Annotated in this window: 21 protein-coding genes; 5 read left to right on the top strand and 16 right to left on the bottom strand. The window is 69.6% G+C overall.

Annotated features, from left to right (window positions below):
• Positions 1-74 precede the first annotated feature (74 nt).
• From ASC81_RS11220 to ASC81_RS11210, 3 genes are read left to right on the top strand one after another with little or no spacing between them, the layout of a single operon-like run.
• Positions 75-527 carry a (2Fe-2S)-binding protein gene (locus ASC81_RS11220; protein ID WP_056266653.1) on the top strand — a complete coding sequence of 151 codons (453 nt, stop codon included), beginning with the start codon at positions 75-77 and terminating at the stop codon, positions 525-527.
• A 1-nt stretch (position 528) separates the two neighbouring features.
• Positions 529-2,583, top strand: coding sequence for a xanthine dehydrogenase family protein molybdopterin-binding subunit (locus ASC81_RS11215; protein ID WP_156392005.1), 2,055 nt, complete (start codon positions 529-531; stop codon positions 2,581-2,583).
• On the top strand, positions 2,580-3,533 hold the full coding sequence (locus ASC81_RS11210) for a helix-turn-helix transcriptional regulator (protein WP_056266650.1): 954 nt from the start codon (positions 2,580-2,582) through the stop codon (positions 3,531-3,533). Before ASC81_RS11215 ends, ASC81_RS11210 begins: the two co-directional genes overlap by 4 nt.
• Positions 3,534-3,536: 3 nt before the next feature.
• Here ASC81_RS11210 and ASC81_RS11205 read toward each other — a convergent pair whose 3' ends face one another.
• From ASC81_RS11205 to ASC81_RS11195, 3 genes are all read right to left on the bottom strand, one after another.
• Complete coding sequence (locus ASC81_RS11205; protein ID WP_056266648.1) at positions 3,537-5,024, bottom strand: serine/threonine-protein kinase; 1,488 nt, start codon at positions 5,022-5,024, stop codon at positions 3,537-3,539.
• A complete protein-coding gene (locus tag ASC81_RS11200; RefSeq protein WP_056266645.1) occupies positions 5,017-5,889 on the bottom strand; it encodes a DUF3365 domain-containing protein in 873 nt (290 codons plus the stop codon). Before ASC81_RS11200 ends, ASC81_RS11205 begins: the two co-directional genes overlap by 8 nt.
• A gap of 195 nt (positions 5,890-6,084) precedes the next feature.
• Positions 6,085-6,768: a mobilization protein gene (locus tag ASC81_RS11195; RefSeq protein WP_056266641.1), complete on the bottom strand. Its 684-nt coding sequence runs from the start codon at positions 6,766-6,768 to the stop codon at positions 6,085-6,087.
• A gap of 99 nt (positions 6,769-6,867) precedes the next feature.
• Between ASC81_RS11195 and ASC81_RS11190 the strand changes: the two genes are divergently transcribed.
• Together ASC81_RS11190 and ASC81_RS11185 are read left to right on the top strand one after the other, a co-directional pair.
• Entirely contained in the window at positions 6,868-7,536 is a 669-nt protein-coding gene (locus ASC81_RS11190) for a response regulator transcription factor (RefSeq protein ID WP_056266638.1), read from the top strand.
• Positions 7,537-7,541: 5 nt separating this feature from the next.
• Entirely contained in the window at positions 7,542-8,936 is a 1,395-nt protein-coding gene (locus ASC81_RS11185) for a sensor histidine kinase (protein WP_056266635.1), read from the top strand.
• Here ASC81_RS11185 and ASC81_RS11180 read toward each other — a convergent pair.
• The 13 genes from ASC81_RS11180 to ASC81_RS11120 are packed head-to-tail and all read right to left on the bottom strand — an operon-like array spanning position 8,893 to position 21,546.
• Positions 8,893-9,495, bottom strand: a complete 603-nt coding sequence (locus ASC81_RS11180) for a hypothetical protein (protein WP_056266632.1) — start codon at positions 9,493-9,495, stop codon at positions 8,893-8,895. The genes ASC81_RS11185 and ASC81_RS11180 overlap by 44 nt on opposite strands.
• A 50-nt stretch (positions 9,496-9,545) precedes the next feature.
• Positions 9,546-10,310, bottom strand: a complete 765-nt coding sequence (locus ASC81_RS11175) for a ParA family protein (protein WP_056266630.1) — start codon at positions 10,308-10,310, stop codon at positions 9,546-9,548.
• A gap of 48 nt (positions 10,311-10,358) precedes the next feature.
• On the bottom strand, positions 10,359-10,694 hold the full coding sequence (locus tag ASC81_RS11170) for an antibiotic biosynthesis monooxygenase (protein ID WP_056266627.1): 336 nt from the start codon (positions 10,692-10,694) through the stop codon (positions 10,359-10,361).
• Between the two features lie 3 nt (positions 10,695-10,697).
• Positions 10,698-11,318 (bottom strand): hypothetical protein, encoded by a 621-nt coding sequence (locus ASC81_RS11165; RefSeq protein WP_156392003.1) that lies wholly within the window; start codon positions 11,316-11,318, stop codon positions 10,698-10,700.
• Between the two features lie 11 nt (positions 11,319-11,329).
• Positions 11,330-13,234 (bottom strand): radical SAM protein, encoded by a 1,905-nt coding sequence (locus ASC81_RS11160; RefSeq protein WP_082536441.1) that lies wholly within the window; start codon positions 13,232-13,234, stop codon positions 11,330-11,332.
• 38 nt (positions 13,235-13,272) lie between these two features.
• Positions 13,273-14,226, bottom strand: coding sequence for a hypothetical protein (locus ASC81_RS11155; RefSeq protein ID WP_056266620.1), 954 nt, complete (start codon positions 14,224-14,226; stop codon positions 13,273-13,275).
• Between the two features lie 14 nt (positions 14,227-14,240).
• Entirely contained in the window at positions 14,241-14,600 is a 360-nt protein-coding gene (locus ASC81_RS11150) for a hypothetical protein (RefSeq protein ID WP_156392001.1), read from the bottom strand.
• Between the two features lie 40 nt (positions 14,601-14,640).
• A complete protein-coding gene (locus tag ASC81_RS11145) occupies positions 14,641-16,290 on the bottom strand; it encodes a GMC family oxidoreductase (protein ID WP_056266615.1) in 1,650 nt (549 codons plus the stop codon).
• A gap of 48 nt (positions 16,291-16,338) precedes the next feature.
• Entirely contained in the window at positions 16,339-17,724 is a 1,386-nt protein-coding gene (gene creD, locus ASC81_RS11140) for a cell envelope integrity protein CreD (protein WP_056266613.1), read from the bottom strand.
• A 59-nt stretch (positions 17,725-17,783) separates the two neighbouring features.
• Positions 17,784-19,208, bottom strand: coding sequence for a two-component system sensor histidine kinase CreC (gene creC, locus ASC81_RS11135; RefSeq protein WP_056266609.1), 1,425 nt, complete (start codon positions 19,206-19,208; stop codon positions 17,784-17,786).
• A gap of 3 nt (positions 19,209-19,211) precedes the next feature.
• Complete coding sequence (creB, locus tag ASC81_RS11130) at positions 19,212-19,880, bottom strand: two-component system response regulator CreB (RefSeq protein ID WP_156391999.1); 669 nt, start codon at positions 19,878-19,880, stop codon at positions 19,212-19,214.
• The gene (locus ASC81_RS26990) at positions 19,877-20,902 is read right to left on the bottom strand and encodes a nitronate monooxygenase family protein (RefSeq protein ID WP_056266605.1); all 1,026 of its coding nucleotides are present in this window, start codon (positions 20,900-20,902) and stop codon (positions 19,877-19,879) included. Before ASC81_RS26990 ends, creB begins: the two co-directional genes overlap by 4 nt.
• 2 nt (positions 20,903-20,904) lie before the next feature.
• Positions 20,905-21,546 (bottom strand): MarC family protein, encoded by a 642-nt coding sequence (locus ASC81_RS11120; protein WP_056266603.1) that lies wholly within the window; start codon positions 21,544-21,546, stop codon positions 20,905-20,907.
• Positions 21,547-21,555 lie beyond the last annotated feature (9 nt).

Below are 21,555 nucleotides of genomic sequence, written 5' to 3'. Positions count from 1 at the left end.
GGCGCTGGCGCAATTCTTCTATACCGCCCCGCCGCCGCTGACGATGCTCCCGACCACTTCACCAAGGAGTGGTCATGGACCTTCTTATCAACGGCCGGCGCCAGGCCGTGGCGGCCGAATGGCGCGATGAAACCCTGCTGCATGTGCTTCGAGAGCACCTCGGCCTGGTCGGCACCAAGTTCGGTTGCGGCGTGGGCCTGTGCGGCGCCTGCACGGTGCTGCTGGACGGCGTTGCCGCGCGGGCCTGCGTGCTGCCGGCCAGCGCGGCCGCTGGCCATGAGCTGACGACCATCGAAGGCCTGGCCGGGAAGGACGGCGCGCTGCATCCGCTGCAGCGCGAATGGCTGCAACACCAGGTGCCGCAATGTGGCTACTGCCAGGCGGGCCAGCTGATGAGCGCGGCGGCGTTGCTGCGTCAGAACCCCCGGCCCGACGCCGCTGCCTGCGAAGCGGCGATGGCCGGCAACCTGTGTCGCTGCGGTACGCAGCAGCGCATTCGCGTGGCCATCGTTGCGGCGGCGGGCTGACATGGCTGACGCCGCAATTGCACTGACACGCCGCAGCTGGCTGCAGCTGTCGGGCGCGGGGCTGACCGTTGCGCTGTTCAGCGGCTGCGCGTTACCCGTCATCCCTCAGCGCCCGGCGCCCAGCCTGGGGGATGCGCTGGGCTGGATCCGCCATGACGCCGGCCGCTACACGCTGTGGCTGCCGCGCGTCGAGATGGGCCAGGGAATGCTGACCGGCCTCAAGCAGATCGCCTGCGCTGAGCTCGGCGTGGGCTGGGACGCGGTCAGCGTGAAGCTGCCCAGCACCGCTGACATCGGCCGCGTGAAGGCCACCGTGGGCAGCGATTCGATCAAGGATTACGCGCTGCCGCTCGCCCAGGCCTGTGCGCTGCTGCGCGACGCGGTGGCGCGCGGCGGCTTTCCGTCCGCTGGCGACGCGCCGCCCTTGCCGCGCTGGCCGGGCCTCGACCGGCCCGACCTGAAGCGCCCGCCGCTGGAGCAGGGCGAGGCCATCGTCAGGGGCCAACCGCTGTACGTGGCCGATGTGCGCCGGCCCGGCTTGGTGTTCGGGCGCGTGCTGTATGCGCCGCAGTCGCCCGAGTTCGCGTCGGCGCCGCGTGCCTTCGACGAAGCCGCCGCGCGGGCGCAGCCCGGCTTTGTCGCCCTGGTGCGCGACGACGTGCTGGCGCAGGGCCAGGCCCGTGGCATCGGCATCGTCGCCGGGACACCGGGCGCGCTGGACCGCATCGAGCGCGCGCTGGCCGTGCAGTGGCAGGTGGAGGAGAACAAGGCCGGCTGGCGCGAGCTGCTGGACATCGACGCCCGGCTCGCGCGTGACCCCAAGCTCACGCATGCGGTGCACGACGACAGCGTGCCAAAGGCCGGCGCCTGGGACCTGGACCTGCGCTTCGACATCCCGCCCGCCGCCCATGCCGCGATGGAGCCGCGCGCGGCGGTCGCCGAGTTCGCGCCGGACGGCAAGCTGCAGCTGTGGGTTGGTAGCCAGGACGTGTTCTACCCACGCGATGTGGTCGCCAAACGCCTGGGCCTGGGCGACGACGAGATCACCGTGCACAGCCACCGACTCGGCGGCGCGTTTGGTGGCAAGACCCTCTGCACCGTCGAGCTCGAAGCCGCCGTGCTGGCGCGTGCCACTTGCCGGCCGGTCAAGGTGCAGTGGACGCGGGCGCAGGAATTCGCCCAGGGCTTCCATCGCGCACCGTCCAGTCATCGCGTCAGGGTCAGGCTCAGGGACGGCCGGTTGCAGCATTGGTGGCACGCGTTTGTCAGCTCGCACATCCTGTTCACCAACGCGGCCATGCCGCCATGGATGCAGGCTGTCAGCCGCTTTGTCGGCGATGCCGGCGTGGCACGCGGCGCCAGGCTGCCCTACCGCGCCGACGCGCGGGAAACGCGCTTTGCGCTGCAGCGCCTGCCGGTGTTGGCCGGGCCCTGGCGGGGCCTGGGCGCGGGCCCCAACCATTTCGTCACCGAGTCAGCCATCGACGAATGCGCGCGGCTGGCCGGGCAGGACCCGCTGGCCTTCCGCCTCGCCCATATCGAGGACGAACGGCTCGCGCGGGTGTTGAAGCACGCGGCGCAGATGGCGGGCTGGACAGCAGGTTCGCGCCTGGGGATCGCCTGTGGCGTCTACAAGGACATGAGCTATGCGGCCGTCGTCGCCGACGTGGCGGCGGCCGCTGACGGCGCCGTGCGCGTGCGGCGGATGTGGTGCGCCCATGACTGTGGCCGCGTCATCAACGCCGACCAGGTGCGCGCGCAGTGCGAGGGCAACCTGGTCTGGGGGCTGGGCCTCGTGCTCATCGAGAGCCTGGGCTTCGACGGTGGCAACGTCGCGTCCGCCACCTTTGCCGACTCGCCCATCCCGCGCTGGGGCGACATCCCGACGATGCAAATCGACCTCATCGACACCGGCGAGCCACCCACCGGCGCCGGCGAGACGGCCATCGTCGCGGCGGGGGCGGCTATCGCGAATGCCATCCGCGCGACGGGCGGCCCGCGCGTGCTGTCGCTGCCCTATCGGCCAGCAACCGGCCGCAACAATGCAGGCCCGTGACGCCGACTTCTGCCCCGCCCGACTTCGCCAGCGCCGCCATGCTGCGCGTGCTGGCGCAGGGCATGCGCGAATTCGGCCTGGCGCCACCCGCCGCCACACCAGGCGGCGCGACCGTGGGCCTGGATGCCAAGCGCGCACTGCTGACCCATGCCGTGCGCGCGGGTGGCCTGCAATGTCTGGCGCTGCTGGGCCGCGGCCTGCACCGCTTCACGCATGAGCCGAGCCACCGCGCGCTCGCGTCGGCCCGTGATGCGAGTGACCTGTTCGAGCGTTGGGGGCGGCTGGAGCGCTATATCCATTCGCGCCACCGCGTGCAGGTCGACGCGGTGGAACCCCGCGAGGCGCGGCTGCGCCATGTGTCGCTGCGCCCGCAGTCGCCTCCGCACCCGGCGGAAGACCTGGTCGTGCTCGGTGTGCTGGTGGCGTTTCTCGAAGCCTGCGGACACCAGGGCCTGTCGGCCTGGGCCGTCGACGCCTGCGTCTACCCGGCCTGCGACGCCGCTGCGCTGGCGCGCGTCGTCGAGGGCAGCGGTAGCGCCGACTGGCGCATCAGCTGGGCGGCTCACGCCGAGCCGCCCCGGCACGATGTGGGCGCGCCTCGCAGCCTGGCGCCCGATGAAGCCTGGCCGCAGAGCGTCAAGGCGCTGTTCGACAGCCTCGTCAGCCGGCTGCCCGCTGCGCCCGGCCTGGACGAACTGGCGCATCAACTGGGCCGCGCCCGGCGCAGCCTGCAACGCGAGCTGCAACTGCAGGGCACGGGCTTGCGGCCGCTGCTGGCCGAGGCCCGCTACCGCACGGCCGGCTGGTGGCTGATGCAGACCGGCACGGCGCTGGCGGAGATCGGCTTCCTGTGCGGCTATGCCGACCAGTCGCACTTCACCCGCGAGTTCCGCCGCCGCAGCGGCATGACGCCGGCCGACTACCGGCGGCACTTTGCGGCCGGCGGCTGAGGCTCAGACCAGCTTGTTCAGCGCGGCGATCAGCTTGGCCCGCGCCGCCGGGTCGCTGACCGACTCGGCCAGCCGGTTGAAGAACACCGCCCGGCTGTCCGTGCCGGTGGCCGCGCGCTTGACCAGCACCTTGGCGATGGGGCCGACATGCTGGGCCAGCAGGGCCTGGGCCTTGTCCACGACCGCCTCGTTGAGCGGCCCGCCGATGGCGGTGCCCGAGATCGCCGATCCCGCGGAACCCTTTGAACCGCCGGCCGACGGCGAGCCGGCCGTGCCGCCCGCCGTGCGGTGCCGGCCGCCGGTGACCAGGCTGGCCTGGCCCAGGAAGGCGTCGCGCGCGCGCGGGTCGGTGACCTGCTCGGCCAGCTTGTTGTAGAGCTCGTTGATGTCCTGGCACTCGCGGGCGGCGCGGCGCACCAGCACGCTGGCCAACGGGCCAACATGCTTGGCCAGCGTCAGCTCCGCCTGGGTCAGCTGGGCCTTGTCCCAGTGCGACGGTGTGGGGGCGCTGGCCGTGCCTGCGGTGGAGCCCGGCAGTGATGTACCGGACAGCGACGGCGGCGCGATGGTGGGCGTCGCCAGCGGCTGCGCGGGGCGGGCGCGGGCCGGCGCGAGCATCACGGTCTTTTCCCAACCGGTGTCGTCGATGCTCTGGCCGATGCCGTCGGTCAAGGCCTGCTTGAATTCCTCGGCCGTGGCGTAGCGGTCTTCGGGGCGTTTGGCCAGGGCGCGCGCAACGAGAGCGTCGAACCAGCCGGGGCGCTCGGCGCCTTCGACCATCGATGGCGGCAGCGGCATCTCGTTGACGACCTTGTACATGAGCGCCTCGGTCGTGCCGGCGAAGGGCGCGCGGCCTGTCAGCAGTTGGTAGAGCACCACACCGGCGCCGTAGATGTCGACGCGCCGGTCCATCGGCTTGCCGAGGAACTGCTCGGGCGCCATGTGGCTGGGTGTGCCCACCATGTAGTGAGTCTGCGTGAGGCTGGTGCTCTCGATGCGGGCGATGCCGAAGTCGGCCACCTTGAGCCGCCCGCCGGCCGTCGTCATGATGATGTTGGCGGGCTTGATGTCGCGGTGCCAGACGCCTTTCTCGTGCGCGTGGTGCAGGGCATCGAGCAGCTGGCTCATGATGCCGGGGATGTCGGTGTCGGTGAAGCGGACCTTGGCGCCGAGATAGCTTGCCAGCGAACGACCCTCGACGAACTCCATTGCGATGTAGGCCACGTTCTCGGCGCGGCCGAAGTCGTAGACGGCGACGATGCCCGGGTGGTGCAGACGGCCGGCGGCCTGCGCCTCGTTGCGGAAACGCGAGGCGGGTGCGCCGGGGCTGTCGTCGTCGGCGTCGAGCTGGGTGCGGATGGTCTTCAGCGCGACCGTGCGCTGTATGTCGGGGTCGAAGCCCTTGTAGACGACGCCCATCGCGCCCTCACCGAGGACTTCGGTGATGCGGTATTTGCCGAGCTGCTGCGGGTGCTTGGTGGGTTCAGGCATCGAGGAGCTTCATCGCCTGCACGACGCTGGCGCGCATGCGCGAGAAGGAGTCGGACAAGGTGGCGATCTCGTCCTTGCCGCTGGCCGCGAACTCGGGCGCGTCCAGGTCGCCTTGGCTGACGCGGTCGGCCAGCGCCGACAGGCGCGTGACGGGGCGCACGACCAGCATCCACACCATGATGTTGAGCACGATGCCGACGACGATGAAAACGCCGATCAGCGAGGTGATGAAGAGCTTGAAGACGTTGTCGGCGCGTTGCAGCGGCACGCCCAGCGGCACGGAGACGATCTGCGCGCCGATGACCTCGTTGAGGTTCCAGCCGAAGCCGTTGGCGGGGCCGTACTTGGCCACCATCGTGGCCGGGGCGGCGTCCACGCTGCTGTGGCAGGCGAGGCAGGCCGGGTCGGTGATACGCATCGGGCGGGCGATGTAGAGCGACGGGCCGGCGGGCGTGTCGCGCGTGCCAACGGCTTCCTTCAGCTCGGCGGAGGTGCGGAACTGGCCGACGACATCCACTTCCCAGCTGGTGGCGCGGTCGCGCGGGTTGGTCGGGTTGAGGGTCGCTTCCTTGTAGGCGAACTCGGGGTGCTTGGCCAGCAGCGCGTTCAGCACCTCGGTGGCGGCATAGCTGGGCACCGTCTGCGGCAGGAACTCATGCGCCATCTGCGAGGCCAGCAGCGGCTTGACCTGGGTGTTGGTGTAGGCCCGCACCGCCAGCGCCTTCTCCATCAGCATGCGTGCGCTGCCGACGACTTCCTGCTGGGCGTTGTCCTGCAGCAGGCCGCGGGCGATGTAGCCGCTGACGGCGATGCCCAGGCTCATGACGAGCAGGTAGACCAGGTTGAATTTGGCGAGCAGCTTCATGGTGATTCTTTCCCTGAGGGCGGCAATGGTAGTGCGCTGATATGGCTGAGTGACAGCGTGCTTGCTCGCGGTTCCCTGGCGGAATGCACATAAAGAAGGGCGCCGAACCGAAGTCAGGCGCCCTGAAGGGGTGCGGAAGACGCGTGCATCACCGCATAGTTCGGCGGCCGCGAGTAGCGCGGCCTGCGCCGCGGTTCAAACGCCCGCGGCGTCCAGCTCGCTACCGACGCGCTGCAGCCAGACGCGCACGCGCTGCCGGTCCAGCAGGCCGAGGCCGCCCGGGCCCTGCAATGCGGCCCAGAAGCTCGCACCGGCGCCGTCCACTTTCTGCAGCAGCGAGTCCGGCAGCTTGCGCAGGTGGATTACTCGGGCACCCTGCGCCTGGGCGCGCTCCAGCAGGCCGCTGGCGGCCAGCAGTTCGAAGCGCTCACCGCGCACCTCGTTGAGCACGATGACCAGGGGCAGCCGGGCGGCGGAGCCGTCCAGCCATGCGCGCAGCAGGTCGGTCGAATCGCGGCCTGCGTCCATCACATGCCAGTAGTTGAGCTGCACGCCGAGTTCGGCGGCCACATCAGCCGCGCCGGCCTCGTCGAGCCAGCGGGTCAGCGCGCCCTGGGTCTGCGCAGCCAGGTCGACGAGCACGCGGCGCTCAGGCTGTTCGGCGGCAGCTTCGATGACGGGGTCGAGGCTGTCGTGTGCGTCCAGCAGCAGCGGTGCGGCGAAGTCGGCGTAATAGCGGGTCAGCGCGCCGTGCGAGCGGTCGGTGTCGAAGCCCAGGAAAGGCAGGCCGCGGTCGATGAAATGCTGGGCCAGCACGCGGGCAACCAGCGATTTGCCGACGCCGCCTTTCTCGCCGCCAATGAAGTGGATCTGGCTCATGCGCTACTCGTTCGTTGAAGTTCGGGCCATGGTAGTCCAGGGCCGTCGACAGCCCTGTGTCAGCGCCCGCGGCGGGCGCCCGCGCCATACTGCCGCACCATGCGCATCCTGCTCGTTGAAGACGACGATCAACTCGTCGAGACCACTGCCCGCGCGCTGCGCTCCCAGGGCTGGGTGGTGGACTGCACGGCGCGCGGCGAGCCGGTGCCGCGCTCGCTGCGCGAGGACGCCTACGACCTGCTCATCCTCGACATCGGCCTGGCCGGCATCGACGGCTTCGAGACGTTGCGCCGTGTGCGCGCCGATGGCCTGACCGTGCCGGTGCTGATCCTGACCGCGCGCGACGCCGTCGAGGACCGTGTGCGCGGACTGGAAGGAGGGGCCGACGACTATCTCGTCAAGCCGTTTGCGCTGACCGAGCTGGTCGCCCGCGCCCGCGCGCTGGTGCGCCGCAGCCAGGCGCGCACCAGCAACCAGCTGCAGCTGGCCCGCCTGCGCATCGACCAGGAGGCGCGTCGGGCCTACATCGAGGACGAACCGCTGGCGCTGTCGGCGCGCGAATGGGACGTGCTCGGCTTCCTGATGGCGCGCGCCGGCAAGGTGGTGGCCAAGGAGCACATCGCGCTGGCCAGCAACGCCTGGGACCAGGGCGTCAGTGACAACGCCATCGAGGTCTGCCTGTCGCGCCTGCGCGCCAAGATCGAGCCCGGCGGCGTGCGGCTGCGCACCGTGCGCGGTCTTGGCTATCTCCTCGAGGAAATAGGCTGAAGCCAGTGGCTGAGCCGTCGCGTGCCAGCCTGCAGCGCCGCCTGTTCGGCTGGCTGATGCTGCCGCTGCTGGTGGCCCTGCCGCTGTTGGGCTGGGCGCTTTACGAGCAGGTGCAGCAAAGCGCGCAGAGCTGGCTCGATGAAGGGCTGGAGGACACCGCGCTGACGCTGGCGGGCCAGATCGACCTGCGCAGCGGCGAGCCGCGTGTCGACGTCAGCGCGACCATGGACCGGGCGCTGCGCTTCGACCGCCAGGACGATGTCTTCTATCTGGTGCTGGCGCCAAGCGGCGAGGTCTTGCAGGGCGATGCCGGGCTGGCCGATCTGCAGCCACGCCCGGCGCCGCAGGTGGTGGGCGGTGTCGCGTACGGCGATGTCCGGCTGCGCGACCGCGCGCTGCGCCTGGTGCAGCTGGGTGCCGCCTGCGGTGCCGGCGCCTGCCAGGTGCTGGTGGCCGAGACCCTGCACAAGCGCGACGCACTGCAGCGCCAGATCGGCAGCCGGGTGGCGCTGAGCGGGCTGGGTCTGATGGCGCTGCTGGCCCTGGCGGCCTGGCGGGCCATCCGCCAGGGGCTGGCGCCGCTGACCGGCCTGAGCGTGGAACTTGAGCACCGCGACCTGCACCGGCTGACGCCGCTGAACGCCAGCCTGCCGCGCGAGCTGGTGCCGCTGCAGTCGGCCTTCAACCGCCTGTTCGAGCGCCTGGGCCGCGCGGTCGGCGCGCAGCGGGAATTCCTGGCCGACGCAGCCCACCAGCTGCGCACGCCGCTGACCTCGCTGCAGACCGAGATCGAGCTGGCGATGCTGGAGCCGCACGACCCGCGCATGGACCCGCTGTTGGAGCGGCTGCGCCAGCGCGTCGTGCGCAGCGCCCGCCTGGCCCAGCAGCTGCTGTCACTGGCGCGCGCCGAGGACCGCAGCGTCGACGTCGGCAACGCGCTGGACCTGCGCGACATCGCCACCGAGTGCGGCCAGGACTGGGCCCACCGCGCCCTGCCGACCGGTGTCGACCTTGGCTTCGAGCTGGCCGAGGCGCCCGCCCTGGGGCATGCCTTCCTGCTGCGCGAGCTGCTGGAGAACCTGGTCCACAACGCCGTCAGCTATGCCGGCGCCGGCGCGCGCATCACGGTGCGCTGCGGCAGTGGGCCGGACGGCAGCTGGCTGGAGGTCGAGGACAACGGCCCCGGCATCCCGCCAGCAGAGCGCCCCGTGGCCATGCAGCGCTTTCGCCGCGGCGAAGGCGCCCAGGGCACCGGCAGCGGACTGGGCCTGGCCATCGCGGCCGACATCGCGGCGCGCCATGGCGGCCGGCTGCAACTGCTGGACGCCCACGCCGGCCCGGGGCTGCGCGCGCGCTTCAGCCTGCCGCCGCTGCCGTCGGGTCCAGTGCCAGCTGCTTGAACAAATTCATCGCGACGACAACGCGCCGCCCCGGTGTCGCCGGCACCTCATGCATGGTGATGCCGGGGAACATGATCAGCGTGGCCGGCCGCGGCTGGTAGGCGCTGGTCTTGGAGAACACCAGCGGCGCGCAGCCGGGCTCGGCCTCCAGGTAGACGACGCAGCTCAGGTCGGCCGGAAAGTGGTTGTGCGGCGCCGTGTAGTCGGCCTCTTCATAGATGGCGCCCCAGCAGTGCGTGACGATCAGGTCCAGCCCCAGCTGGCCGAAGTCGCCCGACCAGGCCTTGGGCGCGGCGGCCTTCGCAATCTCCACCACGCTGGCGCACAGTGGCATCAGCTTGGGCGAGAGCATGTGGCTCTTCCACGGGCTCATGTAGGCCGCCTTCACGTTCGACTCGGGCGACTGCGGGTGGCTGACACGCAGCTCGTCGATGGCCTCGCGGGCCAGCCGCAGCCGGTCGGCGATGGGGGCCAGCTCGGCAATGATGACCGGCAGCTCGGTCTGGATGCTGGCGCCCACCACGTGGACGGATTCAGGGGCGGGCGCGGACGTGCTCATGCCGCGATTCTGGCCGCTGGGGCCGCGCCCCCAAACGCTGAAAAGGCCGGTCAGCCGAGGGCTTCGTACAGCGCCTGCATTTCCTGCGTCAGCTTGTGGCGCGCGTCGAGGTGAATCATGGGCCGGCTCAGCTCATGCGATTCCTTGACCTTGACGCTGCTCGACAGATAGGGTTGCAGCACCGGCAGGCCCTCGTCCAGCAGTTCCTGCACGACGCGCTGCGGCAGCGAGGCGCGGGCCTGGAACTGGTTGACGACGATGCCCTCGACCGACAGCTCGGGCGCATGGTCGGCGCGGATCTCCTCGACCGCTTCGAGCAGGCCGTAGAGCGCGCGGCGCGAGAAGTCGTCGCAGTCGAAGGGGATGAGGCACCCCTGCGCGGCGATCAGCGCCGAGCGCGTGTAGAAGTTCAGCGCCGGCGGCGTGTCGATCCAGATCTCGTCGTAGTCATCGGCCAGTGGCAGCAGCGCGTCGCGCAGCTTGTAGATCTTGTAGCGGCTCTCCAGCTTGCCGTGCAGCTCGTCGAGCTCGGCGCTGGCCGGCATCAGGTGCAGGTTCTCCCACGGCGTCTCGGTGACGAACTCGGTCGCGCTGGGTGCACGCACGCTGAACTTCAGCGTCGACTCGAAGAACTCGGCCGAGCCGGCCGCGCCCTCGTCCAGAGATTCGCCCATCAGGTAGCGGCTGGTGTTGCCCTGCCGGTCCAGGTCGATGACGAGCACGCGCCGTCCGCTGGCTGCGGCGATCGCCGCGAGGTTGCTGGTGATCGTGGACTTGCCCACGCCACCCTTCTGGTTGAACACGACTCGCCGCATCGCCGACTCCGTTGCTGCTGGATGCGGCGATTGTGCACTGCACAAAAGTCAGTGCGCGGTGGTGGGCTGAGGGTTGAGCGGGTGGGCAATGCCGCCGTCGCCGTAAGTGCGCACCACCTCGGCGATGACGACCTGGTAGCCCTTCAGCCAGCGCGCCTGGGCCTGCTTGGCCTCGCGGTGCGACGGGTGGCTCATCAGCTGCTGCAAGGCCTCCATCGAGGTCCAGTAGTAGACGTTGGAGATCAGCCCGGTCGCGGCGTTCTCCCAAGTCTCTTCACCGATGTAGCCCGGGATGGCGCGGGCCAGCGCGGCGATGCGCTCATCCAGGGCGTGGAAGTCGGCGTCGTAGTCGCCCTTGGCGAAGGTGAAAGTGGAGGTGAACATCGATCAATTTGCAATGCACGGCCGGCCATCACAGGCGTTCTTGGGCAGCCACTGGATGGAGCTTGGTGCGTAGTCTTCGCCAAAGCGATCACGGTTGTAGAAGAGGGTTGAGCCATCGCTCAGGGTCCAGCCCACAAGGCGAACGCCGGCGCTTGGGAATCGTTGGACTGCCTCGGGCTTGCCGAATCTCTGTTCCAGGTAGGTTCGGCCCTGCGCATGAGCCTCCTGAGGAATTGCGGTGCTGACACGCAGCAGCCGGTTGCTGGCGAACGTGAAGTTCACATACATCGTCGGCACGCCGTTGAGTGACTTCAGATCGACCGCGCAGCTGCGAGTTGCATCAGGTATCCCCGTCCAGTCGGCGCGGCAATCAACATTCAGCCCGCTTAGTAGCGTCTTCAATCCCGCCTCGTCGGCGAGTGTCGAGAGTGCCTCGAATTGCAATGTGGCGTCGGGCCGTAATTCGCTCTTGTAGAGCTCGTACTCCCGAATCAATGCCGAGTGGGCTGCCGGGGGCGGCGAGCGACCAAAGACGGCGTACAGGATGGCGAGGACCAGAACCGTACAAAGCAGGAGCAACCGTAAAGGCCGGCGCGGTTTCGGGTCGGAGTGAGGTGGTGTCATAGCTCGCGTCGTCAACGCTCAAGCGCGCGTTCGACAAAGCGCCGCGGCACCGTGGTCTTGGGCACGCGCACCGAAAACCAGCTGCGGATGTCGCTGTCCACGCCGATGCCGTGCATGAAGTTGTAGAGGCCCTTCTTCAGTCCCTGGCCCAGGCCCTCGTGGTCGGTGGGCGTCGGGTCGATGAAGGCGATGTCGTTCTTCGCGAAGCGGCCGTCGGCGGGCAGCGGCTGCAGCGTGACGCCGTATTCCGCCGGGTTCATGCCCACCGGCGAGTGCACCGTGCAGGCAAAGCGGTGGAAGAAGCCGCTGTGGATGCAGCCGTTCTCGAACAGCTGGCGCACGTACTCCAGCGCGTCCACGGTGTCCTGCGTCGTCTGCGTCGGGAAGCCATACATCAGGTAGGCGTGCACCAGCACGCCCGCATCGGCAAAGGCCTTGGTGACGCGCGCCACCTGTTCGATGGAAACGCCTTTCTTCATCAGCTGCAGCAGCCGGTCCGATGCGACCTCCAGCCCGCCCGAGATGGCGATGCAGCCGCTGTCGGCCAGCAGCTGGGCCAGCTCCGGCGTGAAGGTCTTCTCGAAGCGGATATTGCCCCACCAGCTGATGGCGACGCCGCGGCGGATCAGCTCCTCGGCCAGTGCCTTCAACGCCTTGGGCGGTGCGGCCTCGTCGACGAAGTGGAAGCCCGTCTGCCCGGTCTCCTTGACGATGGCCTCGATGCGGTCCACCAGCACTTCGGCGCTCGCCGCCTCGTAGCGCGAGATGTAGTCGAGGCTGACGTCGCAGAAGCTGCACTTCTTCCAGTAGCAGCCATGCGCCACCGTCAGTTTGTTCCAGCGCCCGTCGCTCCACAGCCGGTTCATCGGGTTGAGCATGTCGAGCAGCGACAGGTAGCGGTCCAGCGGCAGACCGTCCCAGGTCGGCGTGCCGACGTCGTCGAAGGGAATGTCGGGTTCGACGAAGTTGGTGTACTTGACCTGCCCTTGGTCGCGCCAGAAGGTGCGCACCAGGCGGGTCTTGGACCGCTTGCCCGCCACGTGCTCCAGCAGCGCGAGCAGCGGCCGCTCGCCGGCGTCCAGCGTCACGTAGTCGACGACATCGAAGACCCGCGGCTCGGCCAGCTCGCGCAACTCGGTGTTCACATAGCCGCCACCCAGCACGCAGACGACCTCGGGCCGCGCGGCCTTGATGGTCTGCGCGATGCGCAGCGCGGCGTAGACCGAGCCGGGGAAGGGCACGGACAGCAGCACGACGTCGGGCTGGTGCTGTAGCAGCGCGGCCAGAGTCAGCGCGTGCAGCGTGCGGTCGACGAGATTGGGTGGCGCGGCCAGCGCTTCGGCCAGCGGATCGAAGTGAGCCTGGGCGGCGGCCAGCGATTCGGCATAGCGGACGAATTCGAAGCGCGCATCCACCGCGTCGCGCAGCACGTCGGCCAGGTCGTTCAGGAACAGCGTGGCCAGGTGGCGGGCGCGATCCTGCAAGCCCAGCGCACCGAAGGCCCAGGCGAGCGGGTCGCCGCCGTCCTCATCGACGTAGTTGTCGAGCGAAGCGAAGCGCGCGCCTTCGGGCAGGAAGGATCGCGTGTTGATGCGATGCGCCACGGTGGGGTCGCGGCCCTGGAGGAAGGCGATGACGCGCGGCGTCGCGGCGGCGATGGCCGGGAACTCGGCGGAGAACCAGGCGGTCTGCGGTGTTCGCTCGGCGTCGGGCAAGGCGAGCACGGCGTCGCGAATCTGGTCAAGTCCGGCGGGCGAGAACAGCTCCAGCACCAGCGCCAACGCCAGGTCCACCTGCTGCGCGTGGATGCCGCGCGAACGCAGGAAGCCGGTCAGGTAGGCGGTGGACGGGTAGGGCGTGTTCAGCTGCGTCATCGGGGGGATGACGGCGAGCACCCGGGGGGACGACAACGACATGGGCCGAATTGTCGCGGCAGGGCGGGTCGCGAGCTGCCCTATCGCCTTGGCGGGTGCGGGTCGTGCTCGGTCGGCTCAAGCGGCTTCTCGGCCGCCAGTTCCTTGGGAATGAAGGGGTTGACCAGCATGAACCGCCTCGATGCACCCTCTCGGATGAGCCGCAGTTCGTCGGCAAACGAGGCCTGGAACAGCCGCTCGAAGGACCCGTCCTGCCGGGCGAGGTTCAAGCCCTTCTCCAGCCGCTCCGCCATCTGCGGTTCATGGATGTTGACGTAGAAGATGATGGGCAGCGCGAAGTGCAGCGTGATGTCAGGCAGCAGCATCAGCTCGCCGGCCAGTTCAGGGCGGGGGTTCAGCGCGGTCTCGACATCCGTGACGCTGATCGGGATGTAGTCGATGCGCTTTTTGGCCAGCATGTCGAACAGCGAGGCCGGGGTCGGGGTGTCATTGACGGCGTAGCCGTTGTGCCGGTAGATGTCGACATCGACCCAGCCGTTCGCCTGCCCGACCACCAGCTTCTTCAGGTCGTCCGCATGCTGGATGCCTTTGAACCGCTCCAGATCGGCGCGGCGGATCAGCAGCTTGCGGTAGCCCAGCAAATCCTTGAAGAGCGAAATGTTGATGCGCAGGCTGCGCTCCGGCAGCTTGTCTTCGCGGGTTTCCAGCGGCCGCCACGGCCCGGCGTGCACGTTCACCACTTCGCCGCGATTGATCTCGCGCCGGAGCCTGGCCGTGGAGTAGCTGCGCTTCACGCGGGAGAGCTGGTAGGGCCCGTGGTCCCTGACGGTCTTGTCCAGCGCCAGCGTCAGCAGCGCGAACTGGTAGTCGTCGCGCCTCGGCGTGGCGCCCCAGTCCCAGTAGCGGTAGTGCATGGCATTCTTGGCGGGCGACGCGGCGGGCTCGGCGCCGGCCCCTTGCGAGGTTGCCGCGCCAGCGCCAAGCAGGCAGCACAGGGCCCATGCGACAAACTTGGCAAAGCCCTTTCTCGGCATGGCAGCAGCTCGATTCAAAGCCAGGCCAGCGCCAGCGCTGGCCAGACCACCAATCCCATCAGGACAAACGCCGCCAGAAACAACGAGGCATACCAGCGGAAAAAGAGCTGAACCGCGTTCGGCAGTCTGCCGATGAACCTGTTGCCAGGCTGCATGTTGCCGCGTTGTGGATGGAACCAGATGCAGGCACAGAGCCCAGCCCAAGGCACGGCGATGGCCGGCCCGGCCAGCGTGGCCGCGATGGCTGCCGTCTCTGCCGATCCGTAGGTCATGGCGATGAACAGCAACGCTGCGCCGGCCAACGAGACCGCCATCAACCACCAACGATGGGGGAACCACCGAGCGGCGATCTGTGTGGCGAGCGTTGGAGACACGGTGCCTCGAACTTTGCAGCAATAACGGTTGGCGCGCGAACTATCCCGCCAACCACCCCGCCAACTTCTCCGCAATCATCAAGGTCGGCGAGTTAGTGTTCCCGCTGGTGATCGTCGGCATCACGCTGGCATCCGCGATGCGCAGCCCCGTCACGCCGCGCACGCGCAGCCGTGAATCGACGACCGCGCCGGGGTCATCCTTGCGGCCCATGCGGCAGGTGCCCACCGGGTGGAAGATGGTCGTCGCGATGTCGCCGGCCAGGCGTGCCAGTTCCTCGTCGGTCTCGTACTGCGGCCCTGGCCGGTATTCCTCCGGTTTGAAGCCCGCCAGCGCCGGCTGCGACACGATCTTGCGCGTCAGCCGCAGGCTCTGTGCCGCGATGTGGCGGTCGGCGTCGGTGGACAGGTAGTTGGGCCGGATGGCCGGCGCCACCGCCGAATCCGGTGAGATGGCCTGCACCGTGCCGCGGCTGGTCGGGTTGAGGTTGCAGACGCTGGCCGTGAACGCATTGAAGGCGTGCAGGGGCTCGCCGAAAGCGTCCAGCGACAGCGGCTGCACGTGGAACTCCAGGTCGGGCCAGGTCTTGTCGGGACTGCTGCGCGTGAAGGCACCGAGCTGGCTGGGCGCCATGCTCAGCGGGCCGCTGCGGCGCAGCGCAAATTCAAGGCCCATCATGGCCTTGCCGATCAGCGACGACGAGCGCGTGTTCAGCGTCTTGGCGCCCTGCACCTTGTAGACCGCGCGCACCTGCAGATGGTCCTGCAGGTTGGCGCCAACGCCGGGCAGGTCACTCTCGACCGGGACGCCCAGGCCCTGCAGCAGCGCAGCGGGCCCCAGGCCCGAGAGCTGCAGGATGTGCGGCGAACCGATGGCGCCAGCGCAGAGGATGACCTCGCCCCCGACATTGATCCAGGGTTGTTCCACGCCATGCGGCGTCTGCACCTCCACGCCGCTGCAACGCAGGCCCGAGTCGTCACGCAGCAGCCGCAGCTTGCGTACCTGGGCGCCGGTCCACAGCTCGAAGTTGGGCCGGCCGAAGGTGGTGGGCCGCAGGAAGGCCTTGGCGGCGTTCCAGCGCAGACCCTTCTTCTGGTTCACCTCGAAATAACCCACGCCCTCGTTGTTGCCTGCATTGAAGTCGCTGGTCGCCGGGATGCCGGCCTGGGATGCCGCGGCGGCGAAAGCGTCGAGGATGGGCCAGCGCAGTCGCTGCTGCTCGACGCGCCATTCGCCCTTGTGCCCGTGCGTGGTCGCAAACCCGTCGGGCGCGGTCTTGGGGTTGTCCAGCCGCCAGTGGTTCTCGTGGCGGCGGAACGCGCGCAGCACGCGTTCCCAGCGCCAGGTGTCGTCACCGGTCACGTCGGCCCAGTGCTCGTAGTCGCGGCTCTGGCCGCGCATGTAGATCATGCCGTTGATGCTGGAGCTGCCCCCCAGCACCTTGCCGCGCGGGTAGCGCAGCGCGCGACCGTTGAGGCCCGCTTCGGCCCCGGTGCTGAAGCACCAGTCGGTGCGCGGGTTGCCGATGCAGTAGAGATAGCCGACGGGGATGTGAATCCAGTGATAGTCGTCCTTACCGCCGGCCTCGATGAGCAGCACGCGCTTGTGCGGGTTGGCGGTGAGCCGGTTCGCGAGCAGGCAGCCGGCCGTGCCGGCGCCCACGATGATGTAGTCGAAACCTTGTTGGGCCATGAGGGAGATGCTGGGCGCCGCGCGGCGCGCAGCAAGCCCTAGCGTAAATCACTCCCCCTTCGTGCCGCTTGCGTCGCTGCCCAGGCGGTACCAGTCCAGCCTGCGCGTCAGCGTCATGACCAGTGCCAGCACCGCGAACAGCAGCACCGCGCCGATGACCAGCGCCGTCTGCTCTCGGCTCAGCAACACGTAGAGCGCGCCGTACAGCAGCGCGACGCCGCCGCCGAACGCCGCGCCGCGCAGCCAGCCGCCCAGCATGGCCGCGGCGTACTGCGTCAACACGGCGGCCGCCGCGCCGGCGGCGATCAGATAGGCCACCAGGAAGGGCAGGTGCTCGGACAGGCTCAGCAACAGCAGGAAGAACAGGCTCAGCGCCATGCCGACGAGCAGGTATTGCACCGGGTGCACGCGTCGGCCCGTCAGCAGCTCGGTCAGGCCGACGGTGACGAAGGTCAGCGCGATGAACATCAGGCCGTATTTGATGGCGCGGTCGCTCATCACATACGGGTTCACAGGGTCGATCAGTTCGACGGCCAGGATGTCCAGGCCGCCGCCTTTTGGCGCCTTTGCTGCTGCGGAATAGTTTGATATGACCGCATCGCCTGCGGCCAGTTCGGGCAGAGGTCGCCCGGCCTGCACATCGGACACGGCCGTGCTGGCCAGTGACGAGACCTGCCAGCGCGCCGTGAAGCCGCTGACGCCGACATGGTGCTCGATGGGCAGAAACTGGCCGGTGAAGCTTGGGTGCGGCCAGCTCGATTGCAGGCTGACCTGGGTGTCGCCGGCGGCGGGCACCAACCCCAAGCGCTGGCTGCCGACGAGGCTGAGCTTGAGCGACACCACCAGCGGCTCGTCCGTGCGCAAGTCGGGCAGCACGGCATGCAGGCCACCGCGGAAGGCCGGGTAGAGTGCGCCCGGTCGTACGTTCAGCTCGCGCCCGTCGCGCTTGAGCTCGGCCGTGCGGATGCCGCGCGTGTCGCTCACTGCCACGATCACCGCGGGGTCGTCGCAGGCCAGCCGGCCGTTGGGATGCTCTGCCTTGGGCACCAGCGCCGGCAGCGCATCCCAGCGCGCCTCGACGCTGAGCTGGCTGGCATAGGTGTTGACCTTGAAGAGGCCGCGCTTGCGCACCTCGGGGCTGATGCCGCCGGTGACCTGCAACTTGGCCGGCGCCGCAACGAGCCAGAAGTCGCGCGACTCGACGGTGTCCTTGCTCAGATCAGTGTTGACCCAGGTTTCCTTGCAGGCCCTCACCAGCAGCGGCCCGGCCAGCGCCTGGGCGCCCGCCAAGGACTGCTCGACGCTCTGCGCGGCCTCGCGTTGGCGCATCTGTCGCTCATGCACGAGACCGCCGATTTCGGCGAGCACGATGCACAGCAGGGCGGTGACGACGGCCAGGATGGCCAGCTTGGAAAAGGTGGGGTTGAGCTTCATGCCGCCAGCATCGCCAGCGGCGGTGAGGGCACGAAGGGCTGTGTGAAGCCTCGGTGAAGTCAGCGTGGAAGCACGAGCGTGACGCGCAAGCCCGGGTCCGCCGCCTCGAACACCAGCCGCCCGCCGTGCAGCTCGGCCACCCGCCGTGCAATGGCCAGCCCCAGGCCCGAACCCTTGACCAGGCTGCCCGGCCGGGCCGTGGAGAAAAAGCGTCTGCCCAGTTGCGCGAACGCCGCCGCCGGCACGCCCGGTCCGTGGTCTCTCAGCGCCAGCCGGGCGCTCGTCGGCGTCGTGCTGACGGCCAGTTCGAGCGTCGTTCCCGCAGGCGCGAAGTCGATGGCATTGATCAGCAGGTTGCCGAATGCCAGCTCCAGCAGCGCCGCATCCGCATCGACCGCCGCATCTTCCCGCGCCGTCCAGACGATGCCGAGGCCTTGTTGCGCCAGCCGCGACGCCTGCCGCTCCAGTTGCGCCTCGGCCCAGTCGGCCAGCACGATACGCTGCCGTTCGCCCAGCCCCACTTGCGCTTCCAGCTGCGACAGCGCCAACACCCGCTCCACCAGCGTTTGCAGCCGGGCGGTCTGGTCCAGCACCTGGGCCGCAAAGCGCTGGCGGTCGGCGGCGGGCAGTTCCTCCTGCAGCAGCTCGCCGCTGGCGCGCAGTGCGGCCAGCGGGCTCTTCAGTTCATGCGTCAGCGCGCGCACATCGTGCTCCAACTGCTCGCGGCCTTCCAGGCGGCGGCGCATGTCGTCCATGGCCAAGGCCAGGTCGCCCAGCTCGCCGGGCATGTCGGGCGGGGCAATCGCCTGGCCGGCCTGGGCCTGCTGGGCATAGCGGCGCAGCTTGCGCACCGAGGCCACCAGCCACAGCGTCACCGCCACGCCGATGGTGAGGCTGGCCGCCAGCAGCGCGGCGCCGGCCAGGAAGACGCGCTGCTCGGCGCGGTCGATGAAGCGCTGCACACTGGCCACCGGCTTGGCGACGCTGACGACACCCAGCCGGGCGCCGCCCTTGATCACCGGCGCCGCGACGACGAGCACGGTGCTGCGGTCATCGGTGCCATAGGCGCGCGAGGACCGCGCGCCGTAGTCGCCGCGCAGCGTCAGCGCCACGTCGCGCCATTGCGAATAGTCCTGCCCGACGGCCGATGGCTGGCCGGAGTCGAGCACGACGCGGCCGGCGGCGTCCGTGACATAGATGCGCAGGTCCAGGCTCTGCTTGCGCAGGCCCCAGATCGTGACGTCGATCTCGCGTCGGGCATAACGCTGCAGTTGGGCGGCCAGTCGGCCGTCGGGGCTGACGCCGCCGGCCGTCATTTCTTCCGCAGCGACTTCGGCCAGCAGGTTGGCTGTGTCGACCATCAGGTCTTCCATGACCTCGCGCACGCTGGGCTTGACCTCGGCCAGGAAGACCTTGAGCAGCAGCGCCGCGCTGAGCCCGGCGATCAGGAAGAAGCCGAAGAAGACGCGCAGGCCCAGGCGCATCGGCTACGGCTCCAGGGAGTAACCGAGACCCCGGTGCGTCTTGATCGGGTCGCGCGCCGGCGCCGCCTCGCGCAACTTGGCGCGCAGGGTCTTGATGTGGGTGTCCACCGTGCGGTCGGCGCTTTCGGCGCTGCTGCCCCAGACGGCGTCCAGCAGCGCGTCGCGGCTGTGAATGCGCTGCGGTGCGCGCAGCAGGTGGGTCAGCAGGCCCAGCTCCAGCTTGGTGAGGTTGAGCGGCACGCCGTCCAGGCTGACCCGTGCGCCGTCGACCGCGAAACCCTTGGTCACGGCCGGCAGGGGCTGGGCGCGACGCAGCAGGGCGCGCACGCGGGCGACGAGTTCGCGCGGGCTGAACGGCTTGGCGAGATAGTCGTCGGCGCCCAGCTCCAGGCCGAGCACGCGGTCCATCTCCTCGCTGCGCGCGCTCAGCACGATGACGGGCAGATATTTCAACGGCCCGCTGCGCAGCTCGCGGCACAGGTCCAGCCCGTGGCCGTCGGGCAGGCCGATGTCGAGGATGAGCAGGTCCGGCGCGGGTCCGCTGCGCAGGCGCTCTCGCGCCTCGGCCAGCCAGGCGCGGTGCTCGACGGCGAAACCCTCGCGCCGCAGCGCGAACACGACCGTGTCCGCGATGGCGGGGTCGTCTTCCAGCAGCAGGAGGCTGGCGGTCAAGCGCGCCAGCCCTTGGCCAACGCGGCGACCAGCTGCGCCGCCGTGCCGGGCGCCCGGTTGACCGGCAGCGCCTGGCCGGCCCAGAGGCTGATGAAGTCGGCCTGGCCGGCCTTGGCCGCCGCCTGGCGCATCGGCCGGCTCGCGGCATTGGGCTGCGGGAAGGCAGGCAGCGCCGCGCCTTCGAGTTCGCGCGTGACGCGGTTGGCCACGCCGCGGGCATGGCGGCCGGAAAAGGCGCGCGTCAGCGTCGAGTCGGCATCGCCGGCGGCCATCAGCGCGGCGCGGTAGGCCGGCGACAGCGGGCATTCATCGACGAGCAGAAAGGCCGTGCCCACCGTCACCGCGCTCGCACCCAGCGCCTGCGCCGCAGCCACGCCGCGCGCATCGGCGATGCCGCCCGCCGCGATGACGGGAATGCCGAGCGCATCCACGAGTTGCGGCACCAGCGCCATCGTGCCGATCAGCGCACCCTCCGGCGTGCCGAGGAAGCCACCACGATGCCCGCCAGCCTCGTAGCCCTGCGCGACGACGGCATCGACGCCGCTGGCCTGCAGCATGCGTCCCTCGGACACCTGCGTGGCCGTGCCGATGACCGTGAAGCCCTGGGCCTTCAGCGCAGCGACCCGCGCCACGCCGGGGTCACCCATGACGAAGCTGATGACGGCGGGCCGGGCAGCGATGGTGGCTTCGAGCTGGGCCTCGAAGTCCTCCTCGAAGCGCTCGGGCCGTGCCGGAGCGGGCAGGCCCAGCTCGGCATGCCAGGCGGCCAGGCGCGCGAGATAGGCGTCCAGTGCGGGGTCGTCGCGCAGCCAGGGCAGGGGGCAGAACAGGTTGATGCCGAAGGGCCGCTCGGTGCGCCCGCGGATGTCCGCCGCCAGCTCACCGATGCGTGCCGGCGCCAGATAGGCCGCGCCGAGCTGGCCGAAGCCGCCGCCCGCGCTGACGGCGGCAACCAGTGCGCTGCTGGCGGCCTCGCCGGCCATGGGTGCCATCCAGATCGGTGGCAGGTTGAACAGGCTCATGTCTACCCCATCGTTCGCGCGGCCAGCACCGGGAAGAGCTTGATCAGCCCGTCGGCGAGCAGCTCCACGGCCAGCGCGGCCAGGATGAGGCCCATCAGCCGCGTCATGATGTTGATGCCGGTCTGGCCCAGCACGCGGGCGATCTTGCCGCTGGCGGAGAAGACGATGAAGGTCACCAGCGCGACGACGATGCCATAGCCGCAGAGGATGGCCAGCTCCCACCAGACGCGGGTCTTGTCCGCGTAGATGACCATGGTGGAGATGGTCGCCGGGCCGGTCAGCAGCGGGATGGCCAGCGGCACCACGGCGATGCTGGCGCCGGCGTCCACCTTGTTGTCGCCATCGCTGACGTCCTGCGGCCTGGCCTCGGCGGGTTTGGCATTGAGCATCTGCAGCGAGCTGATCAGCAGCAGGCAGCCGCCGCCGACCTGGAAGCTGGCCAGCGAGATGCCGAAGAACTCGATGATCTTCAGGCCGAACAGTGCGGACAGCGCGATGACGATGCCGGCCGTGCAGGCGCTGACGATGATGGTCCGGCGCCGCTGCTGGCGCGAGAACGCGGCCGTGAAGTGGATGAAGAAGGGCACCACGCCGATCGGGTTCACGATGGCCAGCAGCGCGACGAGGGGCTTGTAGATGTCCATGGCGGGCGA

Origin of the sequence: Pelomonas sp. Root405 (assembly GCF_001425165.1) — a bacterium.
Taxonomy (GTDB): Bacteria; Pseudomonadota; Gammaproteobacteria; order Burkholderiales; family Burkholderiaceae_C; genus Pelomonas.
This window is presented reverse-complemented; position numbering and strand designations above follow the sequence as displayed.

What these genes read in the sequence shown, in the direction of transcription:
- ASC81_RS11200 (WP_056266645.1), bottom strand. Translation starts at nt 5,889, where the DNA reads ATGAAGCTGCTCGCCAAATTCAACCTGGTCTACCTGCTCGTCATGAGC.
- ASC81_RS11145 (WP_056266615.1), bottom strand. Translation starts at nt 16,290, where the DNA reads ATGGCCCAACAAGGTTTCGACTACATCATCGTGGGCGCCGGCACGGCC.
- creC (WP_056266609.1), bottom strand. Translation starts at nt 19,208, where the DNA reads ATGCGCCTGGGCCTGCGCGTCTTCTTCGGCTTCTTCCTGATCGCCGGG.
- ASC81_RS11180 (WP_056266632.1), bottom strand. Translation starts at nt 9,495, where the DNA reads ATGAGCACGTCCGCGCCCGCCCCTGAATCCGTCCACGTGGTGGGCGCC.
- ASC81_RS11175 (WP_056266630.1), bottom strand. Translation starts at nt 10,310, where the DNA reads ATGCGGCGAGTCGTGTTCAACCAGAAGGGTGGCGTGGGCAAGTCCACG.
- ASC81_RS11165 (WP_156392003.1), bottom strand. Translation starts at nt 11,318, where the DNA reads ATGACACCACCTCACTCCGACCCGAAACCGCGCCGGCCTTTACGGTTG.
- creD (WP_056266613.1), bottom strand. Translation starts at nt 17,724, where the DNA reads ATGAAGCTCAACCCCACCTTTTCCAAGCTGGCCATCCTGGCCGTCGTC.
- ASC81_RS11190 (WP_056266638.1), top strand. Translation starts at nt 6,868, where the DNA reads ATGCGCATCCTGCTCGTTGAAGACGACGATCAACTCGTCGAGACCACT.
- ASC81_RS11205 (WP_056266648.1), bottom strand. Translation starts at nt 5,024, where the DNA reads ATGCCTGAACCCACCAAGCACCCGCAGCAGCTCGGCAAATACCGCATC.
- ASC81_RS11220 (WP_056266653.1), top strand. Translation starts at nt 75, where the DNA reads ATGGACCTTCTTATCAACGGCCGGCGCCAGGCCGTGGCGGCCGAATGG.
- ASC81_RS26990 (WP_056266605.1), bottom strand. Translation starts at nt 20,902, where the DNA reads ATGAGCCTGTTCAACCTGCCACCGATCTGGATGGCACCCATGGCCGGC.
- ASC81_RS11170 (WP_056266627.1), bottom strand. Translation starts at nt 10,694, where the DNA reads ATGTTCACCTCCACTTTCACCTTCGCCAAGGGCGACTACGACGCCGAC.
- ASC81_RS11215 (WP_156392005.1), top strand. Translation starts at nt 529, where the DNA reads ATGGCTGACGCCGCAATTGCACTGACACGCCGCAGCTGGCTGCAGCTG.
- ASC81_RS11195 (WP_056266641.1), bottom strand. Translation starts at nt 6,768, where the DNA reads ATGAGCCAGATCCACTTCATTGGCGGCGAGAAAGGCGGCGTCGGCAAA.
- ASC81_RS11160 (WP_082536441.1), bottom strand. Translation starts at nt 13,234, where the DNA reads ATGTCGTTGTCGTCCCCCCGGGTGCTCGCCGTCATCCCCCCGATGACG.
- ASC81_RS11155 (WP_056266620.1), bottom strand. Translation starts at nt 14,226, where the DNA reads ATGCCGAGAAAGGGCTTTGCCAAGTTTGTCGCATGGGCCCTGTGCTGC.
- ASC81_RS11120 (WP_056266603.1), bottom strand. Translation starts at nt 21,546, where the DNA reads ATGGACATCTACAAGCCCCTCGTCGCGCTGCTGGCCATCGTGAACCCG.